General features: G+C 40.4%; 11 protein-coding genes. 8 read left to right on the forward strand and 3 right to left on the reverse strand.

Annotated features, from left to right (window positions below):
• Positions 1-2: 2 nt before the first annotated feature.
• Genes BLQ18_RS02360 through BLQ18_RS02370 form a run of 3 tightly spaced genes read right to left on the reverse strand, consistent with a single transcriptional unit; the run spans position 3 to position 3,169 of the window.
• Positions 3-449, reverse strand: coding sequence for a 3-oxoacyl-ACP synthase (locus tag BLQ18_RS02360; RefSeq protein ID WP_090292257.1), 447 nt, complete (start codon positions 447-449; stop codon positions 3-5).
• Positions 450-458: 9 nt separating this feature from the next.
• The gene (locus BLQ18_RS02365; RefSeq protein ID WP_090292258.1) at positions 459-1,808 is read right to left on the reverse strand and encodes a sensor histidine kinase; all 1,350 of its coding nucleotides are present in this window, start codon (positions 1,806-1,808) and stop codon (positions 459-461) included.
• Positions 1,808-3,169, reverse strand: a complete 1,362-nt coding sequence (locus BLQ18_RS02370; RefSeq protein WP_090293642.1) for a sigma-54-dependent transcriptional regulator — start codon at positions 3,167-3,169, stop codon at positions 1,808-1,810. Before BLQ18_RS02370 ends, BLQ18_RS02365 begins: the two co-directional genes overlap by 1 nt.
• A gap of 202 nt (positions 3,170-3,371) precedes the next feature.
• On the opposite strand from BLQ18_RS02370, the gene BLQ18_RS02375 reads away from it, so the two are divergent.
• The 8 genes from BLQ18_RS02375 to BLQ18_RS02410 all read left to right on the forward strand — a co-directional run bounded on the left by BLQ18_RS02375 (position 3,372) and on the right by BLQ18_RS02410 (position 17,033).
• Positions 3,372-3,728 carry a hypothetical protein gene (locus BLQ18_RS02375; protein WP_090292260.1) on the forward strand — a complete coding sequence of 119 codons (357 nt, stop codon included), beginning with the start codon at positions 3,372-3,374 and terminating at the stop codon, positions 3,726-3,728.
• 214 nt (positions 3,729-3,942) lie between these two features.
• Positions 3,943-5,283: a TolC family protein gene (locus BLQ18_RS02380; RefSeq protein WP_090293643.1), complete on the forward strand. Its 1,341-nt coding sequence runs from the start codon at positions 3,943-3,945 to the stop codon at positions 5,281-5,283.
• 8 nt (positions 5,284-5,291) lie between these two features.
• Positions 5,292-6,542, forward strand: coding sequence for an efflux RND transporter periplasmic adaptor subunit (locus BLQ18_RS02385; RefSeq protein WP_090292261.1), 1,251 nt, complete (start codon positions 5,292-5,294; stop codon positions 6,540-6,542).
• Between the two features lie 63 nt (positions 6,543-6,605).
• Positions 6,606-7,301, forward strand: coding sequence for an ABC transporter ATP-binding protein (locus BLQ18_RS02390; RefSeq protein ID WP_090292264.1), 696 nt, complete (start codon positions 6,606-6,608; stop codon positions 7,299-7,301).
• Positions 7,302-7,331: 30 nt separating this feature from the next.
• The gene (locus tag BLQ18_RS02395) at positions 7,332-9,719 is read left to right on the forward strand and encodes an ABC transporter permease (protein WP_090292266.1); all 2,388 of its coding nucleotides are present in this window, start codon (positions 7,332-7,334) and stop codon (positions 9,717-9,719) included.
• 22 nt (positions 9,720-9,741) lie between these two features.
• A complete protein-coding gene (locus tag BLQ18_RS02400) occupies positions 9,742-12,156 on the forward strand; it encodes an ABC transporter permease (RefSeq protein WP_090292267.1) in 2,415 nt (804 codons plus the stop codon).
• A gap of 21 nt (positions 12,157-12,177) precedes the next feature.
• A complete protein-coding gene (locus BLQ18_RS02405) occupies positions 12,178-14,577 on the forward strand; it encodes an ABC transporter permease (protein ID WP_090292269.1) in 2,400 nt (799 codons plus the stop codon).
• A gap of 23 nt (positions 14,578-14,600) precedes the next feature.
• The gene (locus BLQ18_RS02410; protein WP_090292271.1) at positions 14,601-17,033 is read left to right on the forward strand and encodes an ABC transporter permease; all 2,433 of its coding nucleotides are present in this window, start codon (positions 14,601-14,603) and stop codon (positions 17,031-17,033) included.
• Positions 17,034-17,052: the final 19 nt, after the last annotated feature.

Consider the following 17,052-nt stretch of genomic DNA (forward strand, 5'->3'; position numbering starts at 1 on the left):
AATTAAAGAACCTCTTGAATGGTTTGCGATTTCTCATTAAAAACAAAGTTTTCATCCTTTTCCTTACCCAAAAGTAGTTGCGCAATGGGTGCGCTGGCAGAAATACAATACACCACCTCTCCTCCACTTTTAAAGGCTCCTGCAGAAATGGAAATAAAATAATTGGCCGCCGAAGTTTTTACTAAACACCCCAGACTTATCTTTTGAGGGAGTTTTTCAATATCAATTTTTTTAAGGACAGCTCGGTCTTTTTCCAATTCCAGAATTTGTTGTGCCAATTTCTCCTGTTCCAATTGCACCATGGCCCGCCCAGTTTCATGTTTGTCACCTGCAGTACTTTTGGTTTCTGAGGTCAAGGATTGTTGCAGCTCATTGCTTGTTCTCTTTAATCGGTCTGCTTTGTTGTTTACATAATCCCAACAAAAATTCAATATATCCGCTTTCTTCATTACATCTCCTTACGCGAAAGTTAACCTAAAAACTGTTTCTTGATGAGGCACTGATCTAACCTGAATGCTTCCGCCATGCAATTGCATCACTCTTTTGGAAAGACTCAATCCAATACCCGTACCTTCATTTTTAGTAGTAAAAAAGGGAACAAAAATTTCATCCATCACCTCGGGAGGAATGCCTGGACCATTGTCCATAACATCTATATATTTTGAGCCATTTTTATCTATTCCGCCTACCAATCTCACTTTACCGTTTTCGGTTTTCTCTACAGATTGTAAGGCGTTTTTGGTCAAATTGATGAGGACTTGGGATATCTGTTTTTCATCAATATAAAAATCAAGTTTTTCTGGTTCACAAATTACCTTAAGGTCAATTTTATCCCCTAACCTAGCCGACATCAACACATTGATTTTATCAAAAAGGCCTTGCCCGTTCACAAGGGTCTTGGTTGGGTCTGGCACGTGTAGCAAACTACGGTAGGACTGTACAAACTCCATTAAATCCCCACCTTGATCTTTAATGACTTCCAACCCTTTTACCGTGTTTTTTACTTGATTTTCATCGATACTTTCAGGTGCAATCACCCGTCCGTTATCATTGTAATATTTCATGATGGAATCTGAAATAGACACAATCGGAGTAATCGTGTTCATGATTTCGTGGGTTAAAACTCGAATTAGTCGTACCCAAGATTCGGTTTCTTTTTCATCCAATTCCCTCTGGATATCCTGAATCACTACCAACAATAAAGATTGTCCATCCAAGGTCAGCGGTGTAGACTTTAGTGCCAATTGAATCTGTTCACGCTCATTGGAAAGTTGAAACAGTTTGCGATCAAATGCCTTGAAAGATTTGAAAATTCGGTAGAGGTTTTCATCAACCTGCATTAATTGCTTAATATGGTTCAAAGGGGTATAATCCAATATTTTTTCCGCTGTGGGATTGGCAAAAAGGATATGCCCTTTTTCATTGTAGGTCATAATACCAATACTCGCCTGTTTCAAAATCTCTTGGTAATACTGTTCCCGAATCTGAAGTTGTAAATGCACCTCATGAATCAAATCGTTCACCCGATTTAAACTTTTGTTGAGGTCTTTAAACGACTCAATAGCAACACGTTCAGGAAAATGAAGCGTAAAGTCTTCATTTTTTATGGCATCAAAAAAGTATGCAATTTTTCGGTTGGTCCTATTAATGAAAACAATTAGGGAATACACCTGCGAAGCCGCGATCAGCGTCAAAAAAGCAAATGAAAAATACCATCCGTTCAACACCGAAAATGACAGTCCCAAAATGGTCGCGGTCAATATCAAAACCCGAACAATAAGCTGTATATAGAAATTCCTGCTGGCCACTATTTCTTCTTTTTAAGCTTGTTGTATAGGGTTTGTCTAGAAATTCCCAATTGCTCTGCTGCTGCACTGTAATTTCCGCCGTGTTGGTCCAATGCTTTGGAAATCATGATTTGTTCCATTTCGTCCAGGGTCGTGGGGTCACTTTCAAACGATTGCATGGTTTTGGCGTGAAGCAGAAAATCTGCTGGTTTGAGCACATTGCCATCCGATAAAATAACTGCCCGTTCCATAGTATGCTGCAGCTCACGGATATTTCCAGGCCAAGGGTATTCCATTAAGCGCTCTTGTGCCAAATTATTAATGCGCAATCCTTGCTTGTCATATTTTTGGGCAAACTTTTTCAAGAAGAACTCTGCCAGTACCAAAATATCTTCTTCGCGTTCCCTTAAAGGAGGCACTTCTATATGAATGGTGTTGATGCGATAGAGCAAATCTTCCCGAAATAGTCCGTCAGCCACCATTTGTTCCAAATTGCAATTTGTGGCACAGATCAATCGGATATCAACTTTTATAGGTTTATTAGATCCTACACGAACCACAGACCTATTTTGAATAGCAGACAATAACTTGGCCTGCATTTGTAAGGACAAATTTCCAATTTCATCCAAAAACAAAGTGCCTTGGTGGGCGGCTTCAAACTTTCCTGCTCGGTCTTCTTTGGCATCGGTAAAGGATCCTTTGGTGTGTCCGAACAGTTCACTTTCGAACAAATTTTCGGCAATGGATCCCATATCTACCCCAATAAAAACCTCATTTTTTCTAGATGACAATCGATGGAGTTCCCTGGCAATCAATTCTTTTCCAGTACCATTTTCTCCTGTGATCAATACATTCACATCGGTTTTGGCCACCTTGTTCACCAATTCCAAAACTGAAGTTAGGGGTTTTGAATTTCCAACAATGAGACTTTTATCCTCATTGATCACTTGTTTCAGATTGCTTTCTTTCTTTTTTAAATCATGAATCTCTTGCTTAGATCTTCGCAACTCAAAAGCAGACCTAACCGTAGCCATGAGCCGTTCATTGTTCCAAGGTTTTAGAATAAAATCCGCCGCTCCCTCCTTTAATGCCTTAACCGCCAAATCAATAGCGCCATAGGCTGTCATCATAATTACCGAAGTATGGGGTGCCCTTTTCCGAATCTCACGTAGCCAAAATAGACCTTCATTCCCAGTGTTTACCCCTGCTGAGAAATTCATGTCCAACAGAACAAGGTCAAAACTGTCCAATTGGGGAAAAGAAGGAATCTGGTTTGGATTGGAGATAGATACCACTTCTTTATATTCAAATTGAAGCAAGATCTCGAGCGCACTCAAGATACTTTTATTATCATCTACCAATAAAATTTTGCCGTTGACCATGCTATTATGTGGTTTGGTATTAAATCCCCACCAACCTTCGTTCCAATATTGAAAAACCAAGATAGTGTTTTTTAAAATCCTTTTCAGTTTGGTGGATTTCCATTAAATATTAGTGTTTGTATATAGAATACTGGACTTGGTCGATTACTGACTTATAAAATGTAATTGCCTATATACTTTAGTGTTTGATGAAAATTAAATTATGAGAGTTTTAGTTATAATCACAGCCTTAATTTTTGGCGCAAACACATTTGCACAAGGCAAAGACAGAAGTCATTCTGGGGCACCACCGAATCGAACCCAAATGGCCAAAGAATTATTGGAATCCCTTGATTTGGATGAAATTAAGGGGAAGTCCTTTCTTGAAATTTTCAACAAATACGACGAAAAAGCGCATGCACTTATGGAGGGTGATCGCAAGGAAGGTTTCGAAAAAATGAAAGCTTTAGAGGAAGATAAAAATGAAGAATTAAAAATTATTCTTTCTGAATCTGAATATAAAAAATACCTATCCGTTATCGAAAAAATGAGGCCGCCAAAACCTCCAAATAGGGAATGATCCTTTATTTATATTTTGATTGATCAAAAGCCTGGCAGTAGACCAGGCTTTTTTTGTACCTTTTTTTAACGTGTCTAATAATTTTACACAAGGGTGTATAAATTTTTAACAGTAAAAATTAAAAATTTAATCATTAAAATAATTTATTTACTGATTTTCAATGGTTTATGTTTTTGGCACAAGAATAGACTATGTTTTGGCACAGTTAAAAAACATGAACCTAAGATTTTACATTACAACCTTATTCGTATTCCTAACTTTTAAAGGAGTCGCCCAACAAACTTGGACGCTGGATGATTGTGTGGCCTATGCCATAGAACACAACCTTCAGGTTAAGAATACCAACTTCAATATGGATTCCAGCAAGGAAAGCTATAGGCAATCGGTCAGGGACCTATTGCCCTCCGTAAACGGATCCACAGATTATACCATTCGCTATGGTCGTTCCCCAGATCCAAACACAAACACTTATGTGAATACGGATTTCTTTAGCAACAACTATTCTATCGGGGCCAATCTTGACATTTTTAGAGGTTTTCAAAAAATGAACATGATCAAAGCCACTAAATTTATTTACAGGGCTTCAGAAGAGGACATTGATCAAGAAAAATTTATGCTGGCCTTTAGAGTGATGTCCGCTTTCTACGATATCAAATATTACGAAGGTCTTTTAGCCAATTCATTGGAACAACAAGAACTTTCCCAAGCCAATTACGATTTGGTGGAAAAACAAGTGGAACTGGGACTTAAAGCTGGTTCTGATTTGTACGAAGCTGAATCCAATCTTTTGGGCGATAAGTTTTTGGTGACCCAAAACCGCAACTTATTGGCCGATGCTAAATTGATTTTGCTTCAAGAAATGAACTTGATAGGTCAAAATGATATTGAATTGGAGAAAAATCTGAACTATGCTCCAGAAATTGAAGAGCAAGGTGTAGCGTTGGATTCACTTTACGAAACCGCAAGAGGATTTGTTCCCTTGGTTAAGTCCCAAGAATATAGGGTGACTGCTGCCAAAAAACAATTACAGGCCACACGTGGTTCACTTTATCCATCACTTTCATTAATTGCGGGAATCGGAACCAGTTATTTTGAAACCAATGTAGATGATAATGGTAATCTAATTCCATTTAGAACACAGTTTAAAGACAACTCTTCCAAATATGTTGGGGCTTCGCTTAATATTCCAATCAGTAATGGTTGGTCCAATCATTCAAGGGTAAAGCAGCAAAAAATTGCTTTTCAACAAGCCAAAAACAATTTAGAGATTCAAGAACAGGAACTTTTTAAAGTGTTACAGCAATTAGTGCAGAGTAATCGTGCCTTGGTTTCAGAATATGAACAAAGTACAAAAAGAATGGAGTCCCAAAAATTGGCCTTTACCATTGCCCAAAAACGATACGAAAGAGGTTTGATCAACGCATTAGAACTTTTTCAAGCAAAAAACTTGTTTGGCGTAGCACAAAATGAAAACTTACAGGTGGCCCTAAGACTGAAGGTGAACCAGAGTACTATAGATTTTTATAACGGGCTACCCATTTTTAACATCAACTAAAACATACCATGGATATACAATTAGAAAAAAAGAAAGGACTTAAACCAAAACACTTCGGATACATCGCATTGGGCGTGCTCCTATTGTTCGTTGGGTACAAACTATTGTTTGCGACATCCATGTCCACTTTCAGAACCGAAAAGGAACGACTTTCCATTGCGTCGGTTACCGCTGGTAAATTTGATGATTACATTACGATAAACGGAAGCGTTGCGCCCATCGCCACCATTTTTATGGATGCCTATGAGGGTGGTAGGGTTTCAGAAAAATTGATTGAGGAAGGTTCCATGGTAAAAAAGGGTGACATCATCCTAAAATTGGAAAACATGAACCTGTACGAGCAGATCTTGGCCAGTGAAAGTAACTTGGCGTTAAAGCAAAACGACCTGCGTTCAACCAAACTTACGTTCGATTCCAGACAAGTACAGGGAAAACGCTCTTTGGCCGATGCACAATTTGAATTGCAACGTTCCAAAAGAAATTATGAGCAAAACAAAGCCTTGTATGAAGACGAGTTGGTGTCCAAAGAGGTGTATCTGCAAGCCCAAGAGGATTTTCAGCTTGCCCAAAAGCAATACGATATTGTAAAAATTCAAACGGAGCAAGACGATGAATTACGAGAAACATCCCTAAAGGGATTGGATGCCGACATGGAGCGTATGAGCAAAACCTTGTCCATGGTTTACGAACGTTTGGATCACCTTAACGTTAGAGCTCCTGCAGATGGGCAGTTAGGGTTTTTAGATGCCGAAATTGGACAGAGCATTGCTCAAGGGGAACGCATTGGGCAAATAAACGTGCTAACCGATTTTAAAATCGAGGCCAACATTGACGAACATTATATTGATCGTGTAAAACGTGACCTTTCTGCCACTTTGGAACGAAACGGCAAGGAATATGCTTTGCGAGTTCGAAAAGTGTATCCTGAAGTGCGTAATGGTAGGTTTCAGGTGGACTTGGTTTTCACAGATGATAAACCAGAAACAATCCGTGCTGGACAGAGCTATAATATTCGCCTACAATTGGGAGAATCCAACGACGCAATGTTGTTGCCCAAAGGAGGCTTTTTCCAAAGTACTGGTGGCCAATGGGTATTCGTTGTGGATGCCAACGGAAATGAAGCCATTCGAAGAAATGTGCGCTTAGGAAAACAAAATTCAAGATATTATGAAGTCCTTGAGGGGCTAGAACCAGGAGATCAAGTCATTACCAGTAACTACGACAGTTTTGGTGATGCAGAACGGATTGTCTTAAAATAATCCGAGGAGTGTAACATCAATCAAACGAACAAAGTCTTTAATTCATAAAACAACCATCAAAAAATGATACAGATAACAGATCTTAAGAAAAGCTTCCGCACCGAGGAAGTAGAGACCTTGGCACTGAACGGGGTAAACCTAAAAGTGGAAAAAGGGGAATTCGTTGCCATTATGGGTCCATCGGGATGCGGTAAATCAACCTTGTTGAACATCATTGGCATGTTGGACAACCCAAGCGAGGGCAGTTACAATTTTGCTGGACACGAAGTTGGCGGCCTTAAAGAAAGCCAACGTACTCAATTGCGCAAAGGAAACCTTGGTTTTGTATTTCAGAGCTTTAACCTCATCGATGAGCTTACCGTTTTTGAAAACGTAGAACTTCCCTTGATCTATCTTAAAATGAACAAGGCCGAACGTAGGGAAAAAGTGCAAAAAGTATTGGAGCGCATGAAAATTGCCCACCGCGAAAAACACTTTCCACAGCAATTGTCAGGGGGTCAGCAGCAGAGGGTGGCAATCGCTAGAGCCGTAGTGACCAATCCAAAATTGATCTTGGCGGATGAGCCAACAGGTAACTTGGATTCCAAAAACGGAATCGAGGTGATGAACCTATTGACCGAACTGAACCAAGAGGGCACAACCATCGTGATGGTGACGCACTCCGATCGCGATTCACATTATGCACACAGGGTCATCAACCTGTTCGATGGTCAAATTGTGACCGAAAGTCAGAACAAACCTATGGGTGCCATGGTATAAGGGGTCTATTCATCAATCAAAAAACAAATCATGCTTAAAAATCAATTTAAAATCGCTTGGAGAAGTCTTCGGAAACGCAAAGGCTTTACCCTGATCAATATATTGGGGTTGTCTCTTGGTTTTGGCTGCAGTATTCTGGTATTTCTGTTTGTACAACACCATTTGCGGTTCGATAATTTCCACAACAATAGTGATCGTATTTACCGTTTTGCTACTGAAGAACATCGCGATTTTATTGAGTATGAAGCAGCAGTGCCCCCTGGCTTTGCCAATGCCTTTAGACAAGATTACGACTACGCCGAAAAAGTGGCCAAATATGTAGATCGACGCAATTACTTGATCACTTTGGACGGCTACATGGGTCGAAAGCAATTTACTTCTGAAGTTGCATTTGTGGAACCTGAGTTCTTCGACATTTTTAATTTTCCATTGGTAGATGGTTCCAATGGTGCTCCCATTGCAGAGCCAAATACCGCCATGATCACTGAGGAAATGGCGAAACTCATGTTTGGGGATACCAATCCTATCAACCAAACTTTTGAGATAGAAAACAATCAGACCATCACTATCACAGCGGTGCTCCAAGATTTGCCCAACAATACTTTTGTGGGGGAGCAAATCTTTGTGTCGTTCGAAACTTTGAAAAGTTATGATGAATTTATGTCATCAGAAACTTGGGGAGGCCTCAACTCTTCGTTGCATTGTTTTGCTTTAATGCGTCCGAATCAAGACATCGCACAAATTGAAAATCAGCTTCAAGGGTATGTGCAGAAATATAGGCCAAACACCAAAAATGTACATCATTACAAAGTGCAACCGCTCGCCCAGACTCATTTGGACTCGAGATATGAGGGAGGAATAGACACCAAAACCTTATGGATTTTTTCCTTGGTCGGCCTTTTTATACTCATTGTTGCCTGTATCAACTTTATTAATATTTCTACCGCACAATCTACCTATAGATCTAAAGAAGTTGGTGTTCGAAAAGTGTTGGGCAGTTTTAAAAACCAACTGTTCTGGCAATTTATGGCCGAGACATTTATCGTTAGCGTTTTGGCTTTGGTTATCGGTATTGGCATGTGCGTTTCCATTTTGCCCTCTTTCAATACCCTCTTTGATCTTGAACTTTCCATTACCACGCTATTTCAATTAAAATTTGCTGGTTTTGTTATTCTTCTATTGGGATTGGTAACCTTATTGGCAGGAAGTTATCCAGGTCTTTTATTGGCAAGAATAGCTCCTGTTTTGGCCTTGAAAAGAAAGGTTTCACAAAACGATGCAGGAGGTTATGTTACCCGAAAAGCTTTGGTCGTGGTTCAGTTTGCTATCTCTATCGTATTGATTATTGGCTCTATCGTTGTATCCAAACAATTAAAATATGCCATTGATTCAGATCTGGGCTTTACCAAAGATGGAATGGTCATGATTGAAATCCCAGAATACATCGAATTAACCCAATTAAATGGCCTAAAAGAAAGAATTGCACAAAACTCCAGCGTGGCAAATGTAACCGCCTGTTTTGGATCACCAGGAGCAAGCAACAACAATTGGGGAACTGGAGTAGTCTACAACAACCGTCCAGAACCTGAAGAATTCAGTCTTCAAGTAAAAGCGGGTGATAAAAATTACATTGAAGCATTTGATCTTGAATTGGTGGCGGGGCGAAACTTTTATGAAAAGGATTCGGTTGACGAATTAGTGGTAAATGAAACTTTCGTACGCAAAGTAGGCGCTTCCAGTCCACAGGAAATATTGGGCAAACCATTATCCATTAACGGCGGATCCTTAAATGCTAAAATTGTAGGTGTAGTGGCCGATTTTCATGATCGCGATTTTCATAGTAGCATCAACCCCATATTTATTGCTCCCGCACCCCAAATATACTCGGAATTGGCCGTGAAGATCAATCTGGCCTCTTCGGATGAAGCATTGAGCCATATCGAAAAAGAATGGTCCGCATTATTTCCCGATTACTTGTTCGATTATGCATTTTTAGATGAAAATGTCGCCGAACTTTATGAAACCGAACAACGATTCCTTTCATTGATCGGGGTGTTCTCTGGAATTGCCATTTTTATAGGTTGTTTAGGCATCTATGGCCTTATCCTCTTCTTTGTGGTGCAAAAAACAAAGGAAATCGGAATCCGAAAAGTATTGGGAGGAAGTATACAGCATTTGGTGGCACTCGTGATGCAGGATTTTCTAAAACTCATTGTTATCGCTGGTATTATTGCAACACCTATCGCCTGGTATTTTATGCACCGCTGGCTAGAAAATTTTGAGTATAGAACAGCCATCAACTGGTGGGTTTTTGTCTTGGCCGTCGCCATAATAATGACCATTACTCTGGCTACAATAAGTTATCAAGCCATAAAAGCAGCACTGACCAACCCCGTAAAAAGCCTCCGAACCGAATAATCATCAATCAAAATCAAAAAACATGTTCAGAACCCATTTAAATGTCGCCTGGCGATCCATCAAAAAAGACAAACTCTTCACCATCATCAAAATTGGAGGGTTTGCCGTGGGTATCTGCGCCTGTATTTTGATTTCCCTCTTCATTAAAAATGAAGTGAGCTACGACAAGCACTACGCAAAAAACGACCAAATTTATAGGGTGGTGATGCAAGGTGTTTTTGAGGGTGAGGTGATGAAAAGCACGCATTTTCCATTGCCGTTTTCCGAAGCACTTCAAACCGATTTTGCCGAAATTGAAAAAGCAGGAAAAGTAAACTCCATCGAGATTTTTGGTGCGGGAAAAAGAGGGTTCCGATTGGAAGGAAAACAAGAAAACACCTTTGAAGAAAATTTCCTGTTGGCCGACCAAGAGGCTTTCAACATTTTAGAAATCGAATTGGAGCAAGGAAATGCAGAAACTGCTTTGCTAAATCCACAAAGTATTGTTTTATCTGAATCCAAGGCCGCGAAATATTTTCCCAATGGAAATGCTGTTGGCCAAACGGTGTTTTTGGACAACGATGCGACCAAGCCCTACACCATCACGGGCATTATGAACGATGTGCCCAAAAACTCACATCTCAATTTTGATTTTTTACTTCCCGTTGATGACAATTATGGAGGATGGACGAACCAGAATTATTTTACCTATGTTTTGGTGAATCCCAATACCAATATTGCCGAATTGGAGAACAAATTGGCAACGGTGGTGGATAAATATATCATCCCCGCTCAAATTGAACGAGGTCGCTCTGCCGACTTTATCGAAGTGTTGAGAACGATTGAATACAAGCTTCAACCCATTTCGGACATTTATTTAAAATCCGACCTAAAAATGCAGGACGGGCTTAAACATGGTGACATCAAATTTGTTTGGTTGTTTGCCGCTATAGCCCTTTTTGTGTTGTTGTTGGCTATCATCAACTTTATCAATTTATCCACCGCAAAATCTGCTAATAGAGCCAAAGAGGTTGGACTTCGAAAAACTATCGGAGCGTTTAGAAATAATTTGGTCAACCAGTTCTTAACCGAATCTGTTTTGTTCAGTATCATTTCATTTGTTTTGGGTACCGCATTGGCCTGGGCGCTTTTGCCCATGTTCAATGAAATCGCAGCCAAAAACATCGCCATGCCATGGTTATCATGGTGGTTCCTTCCACTATTATTGGCTTCGTCCTTACTTGTGGGGGTTTTGGCCGGACTGTATCCTGCATTCTATTTATCCGCCTTTAGACCTGCCAATGTGCTAAAAGGCAGCTTGAGTATTGGCAGTAAAAGTGGCAAATTAAGAAGTGGTCTTGTAGTGTTTCAATTCACTACTTCGGTGGTTTTGATCATAGGTACGCTGATTATTTACCAACAGATGGATTACATCATCAACAAAAAATTGGGCTACCAAAAAGAACAGGTGGTTGTGTTGGAAGGCACAAATATTTTGGGTGACAAAATGGAATCCTTTAAGAATCAACTTTTGGGATTATCCCAAGTAAAAAGTGTTACCGCAACCAGCTATTTGCCCCTTGATGGTGGAAGTAGAAACGGGAATACCTTTAGGCTAGAAAACAAAGATGATGGCGGTCGAGGCGTTCCTGCCCAAATATGGAGGGTAGATTACGACTACATTAAAACCTTGGGCATAGCATTGAAAAAAGGAAGAGATTTTTCCAAAGAATTCGCCACCGACTCCGAAAACGCGATTGTAATCAATTCCAAAATGGCCTCCGATTTAGGTTTGAAAGACCCCATCGGGAAAAAAGTGAGCAATGGACAAACTTTTACCATAATTGGAGTAATTGAAGATTTTCATTTTAAATCACTCAAAGAAGATATTTCTGCCTTGTCTTTAGTTATTGGAGAAAATATTGGTGCTGTTTCTGTGAAATTGGAAAAAGGCAATCCAACCGAAGCATTGGCGGCCATTGAAGCTATTTGGGACAGCAATATTCCGAACCAGGCCTTGAGCTATAATTTTATGGAACAGGAATTTGCCCAAATGCACGACGATGTGCAACGTATGGGTAAAATCTTCAACAGTTTTGCGCTTTTTGCCATTCTTGTAGCCTGTTTAGGCTTGTTTGCGCTTTCTGCATTTATGGTGGAACAACGCAAAAAGGAAATCAGCATCCGTTTGGTTTTGGGCGCACCTTTCAAAAGTATTTATCAACTGTTAACCCTCGACTTTTTAAAGTTGATCTTGGTTTCCATTTGCATTGCCATTCCAGTGGGCTGGTATTTAATGAACCACTGGTTGGAAGGTTTTGCCTATCACATCAACATAGGACTGGGAATTTTTATAACCGCAGGCATCATCGCCCTCGGTGTCGCCATACTAACCATTAGTTATCAATCAATCGGAGCCGCTTTGGTGAAACCCACCAAAGGTCTGCGAACGGAATAAATCAATCAAAAACGACACGTCATGCTTAAGAACTATTTAAAAATCGCCTGGAGAAACCTAACCAAGCACAAGGCTTACACCATTATCAATGTGGGGGGCCTTGCCTTGGGTATGGCCGTTACTTTGATTATCGGCCTTTGGATCAATGATGAATTGAACCACAACAGCCACTTTCCCCAAAAAGATAAGATTGCCCAAGTGTATCAGTCCCAAACCATGAATGGGCAAACAGGTACAGGGCCAGCTATTCCCAGGCCTTTGGAAATGGCCATGCGAGAAGATTACATGGATAATTTTAAGTATGTGGTGATGTCCTCGTGGAATACTCCCCAATATTTAAAAAATGGTGAAACCAGCCTATCCAGAAATGGTTATTTCATTCAAAGGGATGCGCCCGAAATGCTCGATCTTAAGATTATAAAGGGTGAAAAAGACGGTTTGCGTGAAATCAATACCATCATGCTTTCCGAGTCCTCTGCAAATGCCCTTTTTAGCAATGAGGACCCCATTGGAAAAACCTTAAAGGTGAACAGCGAGCATGACATGATGGTAACGGCTGTTTACGAAGATATCCCTTTCAATACCTCTTTTTCAGATGCCGATTATCTAATGCCCTGGGCAAAATACGTTACACTTTGGGATTGGGTAAAACGTTCTGAGGATTATTGGGATAATAACTCGTTCCAGATGTTTGTGCAGATTGCGGATAACACTACCATAGAGGCAGTCTCTGAAAAAATTAGGGACGTAAAGAAAATTAAGGATCCAGATTTGGTTGAGTTCAATCCAGAAATGTTCTTGTTGCCCATGGAAGATTGGTATTTGCGTTCCAACTTCCAAAATGGAAAACAAGTTGGTGGCCGAATCAAATATGTTTGGCTTTTTGGCATTATTGGCGTTTTCGTGCTGCTTTTGGCCTGTATAAACTTTATGAACCTCAGCACTGCCCGTTCCGAAAAAAGAGCCAAGGAAGTGGGCATTAGAAAATCCATAGGTTCCCAACGCGGCCAGCTGATTAACCAATTTTTAGGTGAATCTTTCTTAGTAGTTCTTTTGGCATTCATTATCGCTGTTGGTATCGTGGTGCTTTCGTTAAGCGGATTCAACGAATTGGCCAGAAAAGAAATGGAGTTCCCATGGACCTCCCTTTTATTTTGGGGTGTTTCGTTGGTTTTCATTTTGATTACAGCCTTATTGGCGGGTAGTTATCCTGCATTATATCTCTCTTCATTTAGACCAGTAGATGTTTTGAAAGGAACATTTAAAACTGGTAAACACTCTGGATTGCCACGAAAAATATTGGTGGTGGTACAGTTTACGGTTTCCGTGGCATTTATTATTGGAACTGTCATCGTGATGCAACAAATCAACCATGCCAAAAACCGACCCATTGGTTATGACAAGGAAGGTTTGGTTCAGATTCCGACCATGAGTCAAGATTTTACTGGAAAGTTCGAACTGATGCGAGATGAATTCATCAAATCAGGTGCAGTTACCGAAATGTCGACATCCAGTGCCCCAACTACCAGAATCTGGTCTAACCGTAGTGGCTTTAATTGGGAAGGCAAACCTGAAGGTTTCCAAGAAGATTTGGCCTGGACCGAAGTGTCTCCAGAATACGCCAAAAGCTTGGGACTTAAAATAGTTGCAGGAAGAGATTTTTCAAGGGATTTTGCATCCGACTCATTAGGAATATTGATCAATGAAACCGCTGTAAAATATATGGGGCTCCAAGATCCAGTAGGTCAGATTATTACGGATTCTGATACCGAAGACCCTTTTGAACCCATGAAAATTATCGGTGTGGTGGAAGATATGATCGCCCAATCTCCGTATGAACCCGTAAAGCAAGGGTGGTATGTTTTCGACAGAAACGATAATGGATCTTTTTATAATATGCGATTGAATCCCAACAAAAGTGCTTCGGAAAACATTGCCATAATCGAGCGTGTTTTTAAAGAGCATTTTCCAAATATTCCTTTTCAATATGATTTTGTGGACGAGGAATACGGCAAAAAATTCGCTTCTGAAGTTCGTGTAGGGCGATTGTCTGGAATCTTCACCGCATTGGCCATTTTGATCAGTTGTTTGGGACTATTTGGTCTTACTTCCTTTGTTGCAGAACAACGAACCAAAGAAATCGGGGTGCGCAAAGTTTTGGGCGCATCTGTTTTCAATGTCTGGAACATGCTTTCCAAAGACTTTTTAAAGCTAGTGGTCATCTCATGTTTTATTGCGGTGCCCATAGCGTATTATGTTATGAATGGGTGGTTGCAAGAATACCCCTATCGTGTGATCCTTAAATGGTGGATTTTTGCCTTGGCCATGATCGGGGCGTTCCTACTCACCATTATTACCGTAAGCTTTCAAGCCATAAAAGCGGCAAAATCCAACCCGACCAAAAGCTTACGAACTGAATAATTCATCTTCAAAAAACACAGATCATGTTTAAAAACAATTTAAAAATCGCCTGGAGAAGCCTTAAAAAGCAGCCATTCTTTACCTTCCTGAACATATTTGGATTAGCCATCGGAATGGCTGGCGGGCTTTTGCTCAGTCTCTATATCTACGACGAGCTGAGCTATGATAAAATGTTTGCCGATGCCGAACGCATTTACCGTGTGAATGCAGATGTAAAGTTTGGGGGCAAAGAAGAGCAAATGGCAGAAGTTTCTGCACCGATGGGTGAAACTATGCTGCGCGACTTTCCTGAAGTGGAGCTAGCTACCCGTTTTCGGGGCATTGGTAGTGTGTTTATTAAGGAAGAGGGTGTACGAAGCAATGTACGTGAACCAGGGGTAACCTATGCCGATTCTACTTTCTTTAAAATGCTCGGGGTAGAGTTGCTTTATGGGGATGAATTCACCGCATTGAAAGAACCCAATACGGTGGTAATGTCCAAAACTGCTGCAGAAAAACATTTTCCCATAGATCAAGCCGTTGGGAAAACCGTTGTGCTGAACGATCAAGATGTGTACACTGTTTCGGGTGTTATAGAGGATATGCCCCATAATTCATTTCTTCAAGATAGAGGCTTGTTTTTATCCATGGCAGGGTATGAAGATTCCCGAGCAGGTGACTGGGGAAGCCACAATTTTTATACCCTCGTAAAATTGATTCCAGGTGCAAAACCCCAAGATATTCAGGACAAATTGCAAGGAATGGTGGGTAAATATTTGATTCCCTACGTACAACGCTATTTTCCAGGTATCACCGAAGAACAATTTATAGCATCGGGCAATTACATGAAATATTCAACCATTGCCCTTACCGATATTCACCTGCATTCGGGTAGAAGTCCAGAATTTAGTCCCGTAAGCGATATTAAAAACGTCTACATTCTTAGTGCAATTGCCATTATTTTACTCGTATTGGCTAGTGTCAATTTTATGAATCTTACTACTGCCCATTCCCTTAAAAGATCTAAAGAGGTGGGTATCCGAAAAACATTGGGCTCGCAACGCAGCAGTTTGATCGGTCAATTTTTAACGGAATCAGGATTGATTACATTTGGCGCATTGTTGTTTGCTGTACTTATCGCGGTAATCGCAATGCCATTCTATAACGAGATAAGCGGTAAGGAGCTTTCCATTCCATTTGGCAACCCTTTATTTTGGATTATTTTACTAGTTGCTTCCTTGGCACTAGGAGTTCTTTCAGGTAGCTACCCCGCATTTTTCATGTCCAAATTTGTGGCCGCTAAAGTACTGAAAGGACAAGGCGACAATTCCATTGGAGGTGGGCGTGTAAGAAACATATTGGTGATTCTCCAATTTTCCATTTCCGTGATATTAATTATGGGCACCTTGGTGGTTTCTCAACAATTGCGGTACATACAAGGCAAAGATCTAGGATATGCAAAAGACCAAGTATTGGTCATCAGAGGAGTGAATGGCTTGGAAGGAAATCGAACAGCGTTCAAGAATGAAGTAGAGCAATTGAGCCAGACCAGTACAGCCACTTTAAGTAGCTATTTGCCTACTCCATCTTCCAGAAGTGATAGTTCCTTCATGAGAAAAGAAGATCGAAGTCAAGAAAAGGCCATTAACATGCAGCAATGGCGTGTGGACGAAGATTATATCTCCACAATGGGTCTAACCTTAATTTCTGGTAGAAATTTTGACACTGCGCGCTACGCAAGTGATTCCACAGGAATTATCCTTAATGAAAAAGCAGTCTCGATTTTAGGCAAAACACCCGAAACTGTTTTGGGACAGCAATTTGTAAACGATTTTGATGATGAATCATTGATTACTGTTATTGGCGTTATTAAGGATTTCCATTTTGAATCTTTACGAACCCAAGTGGAATCATTGGCCCTGTTTTATGGTGGAGAATTTGCAAGCAATCTTTCCGTAAAACTTAACGAGGGTGATGTAACCCGCACCATTGCAGATATTGAAAATATTTGGATGGATATTGCACCTACACAACCCTTTGAATACTACTTCATGGACGACTCCTTCAATACAAGTTATGAAGCAGAACAGCGATTAGGTCAGATCTTTATGATCTTTACTATTCTGTCTATTTTAATAGCCTGTTTAGGACTCTTTGGACTTGCAGCATTCAATGCCCAGAAACGGGTGAAAGAAATTGGGGTGCGCAAAGTTTTGGGTGCGGGTGTTGGACAAATCGTTTATCGCTTATCCATGGATTTTCTAAAACTTGTGGGGCTATCGGTGATCATTGCGCTTCCATTGGGATGGTACGCTATGGATCGATGGCTAGAGGACTTTTCCTATCGCATAGATATTCCATGGTGGATTTTTGCCTTATCTGCACTATTGGCGGTAGGTGTCGCATTGCTTACGGTGAGCTATCAAAGTATCAAAGCCGCGATTGTAAATCCCGTAAAAAGTCTAAGAACTGAATAATTAATTCTATAAACACTAA

The organism is Flagellimonas zhangzhouensis (assembly GCF_900102925.1).
Taxonomy (GTDB): domain Bacteria; phylum Bacteroidota; class Bacteroidia; order Flavobacteriales; family Flavobacteriaceae; genus Flagellimonas; species Flagellimonas zhangzhouensis.

Coding starts and splice junctions, on each gene's coding strand:
- BLQ18_RS02385 (WP_090292261.1), top strand. CDS start 5,292: ATGGATATACAATTAGAAAAAAAGAAAGGACTTAAACCAAAACACTTC.
- BLQ18_RS02400 (WP_090292267.1), top strand. CDS start 9,742: ATGTTCAGAACCCATTTAAATGTCGCCTGGCGATCCATCAAAAAAGAC.
- BLQ18_RS02360 (WP_090292257.1), bottom strand. CDS start 449: ATGAAGAAAGCGGATATATTGAATTTTTGTTGGGATTATGTAAACAAC.
- BLQ18_RS02375 (WP_090292260.1), top strand. CDS start 3,372: ATGAGAGTTTTAGTTATAATCACAGCCTTAATTTTTGGCGCAAACACA.
- BLQ18_RS02405 (WP_090292269.1), top strand. CDS start 12,178: ATGCTTAAGAACTATTTAAAAATCGCCTGGAGAAACCTAACCAAGCAC.
- BLQ18_RS02370 (WP_090293642.1), bottom strand. CDS start 3,169: ATGGTCAACGGCAAAATTTTATTGGTAGATGATAATAAAAGTATCTTG.
- BLQ18_RS02410 (WP_090292271.1), top strand. CDS start 14,601: ATGTTTAAAAACAATTTAAAAATCGCCTGGAGAAGCCTTAAAAAGCAG.
- BLQ18_RS02390 (WP_090292264.1), top strand. CDS start 6,606: ATGATACAGATAACAGATCTTAAGAAAAGCTTCCGCACCGAGGAAGTA.
- BLQ18_RS02395 (WP_090292266.1), top strand. CDS start 7,332: ATGCTTAAAAATCAATTTAAAATCGCTTGGAGAAGTCTTCGGAAACGC.
- BLQ18_RS02380 (WP_090293643.1), top strand. CDS start 3,943: ATGAACCTAAGATTTTACATTACAACCTTATTCGTATTCCTAACTTTT.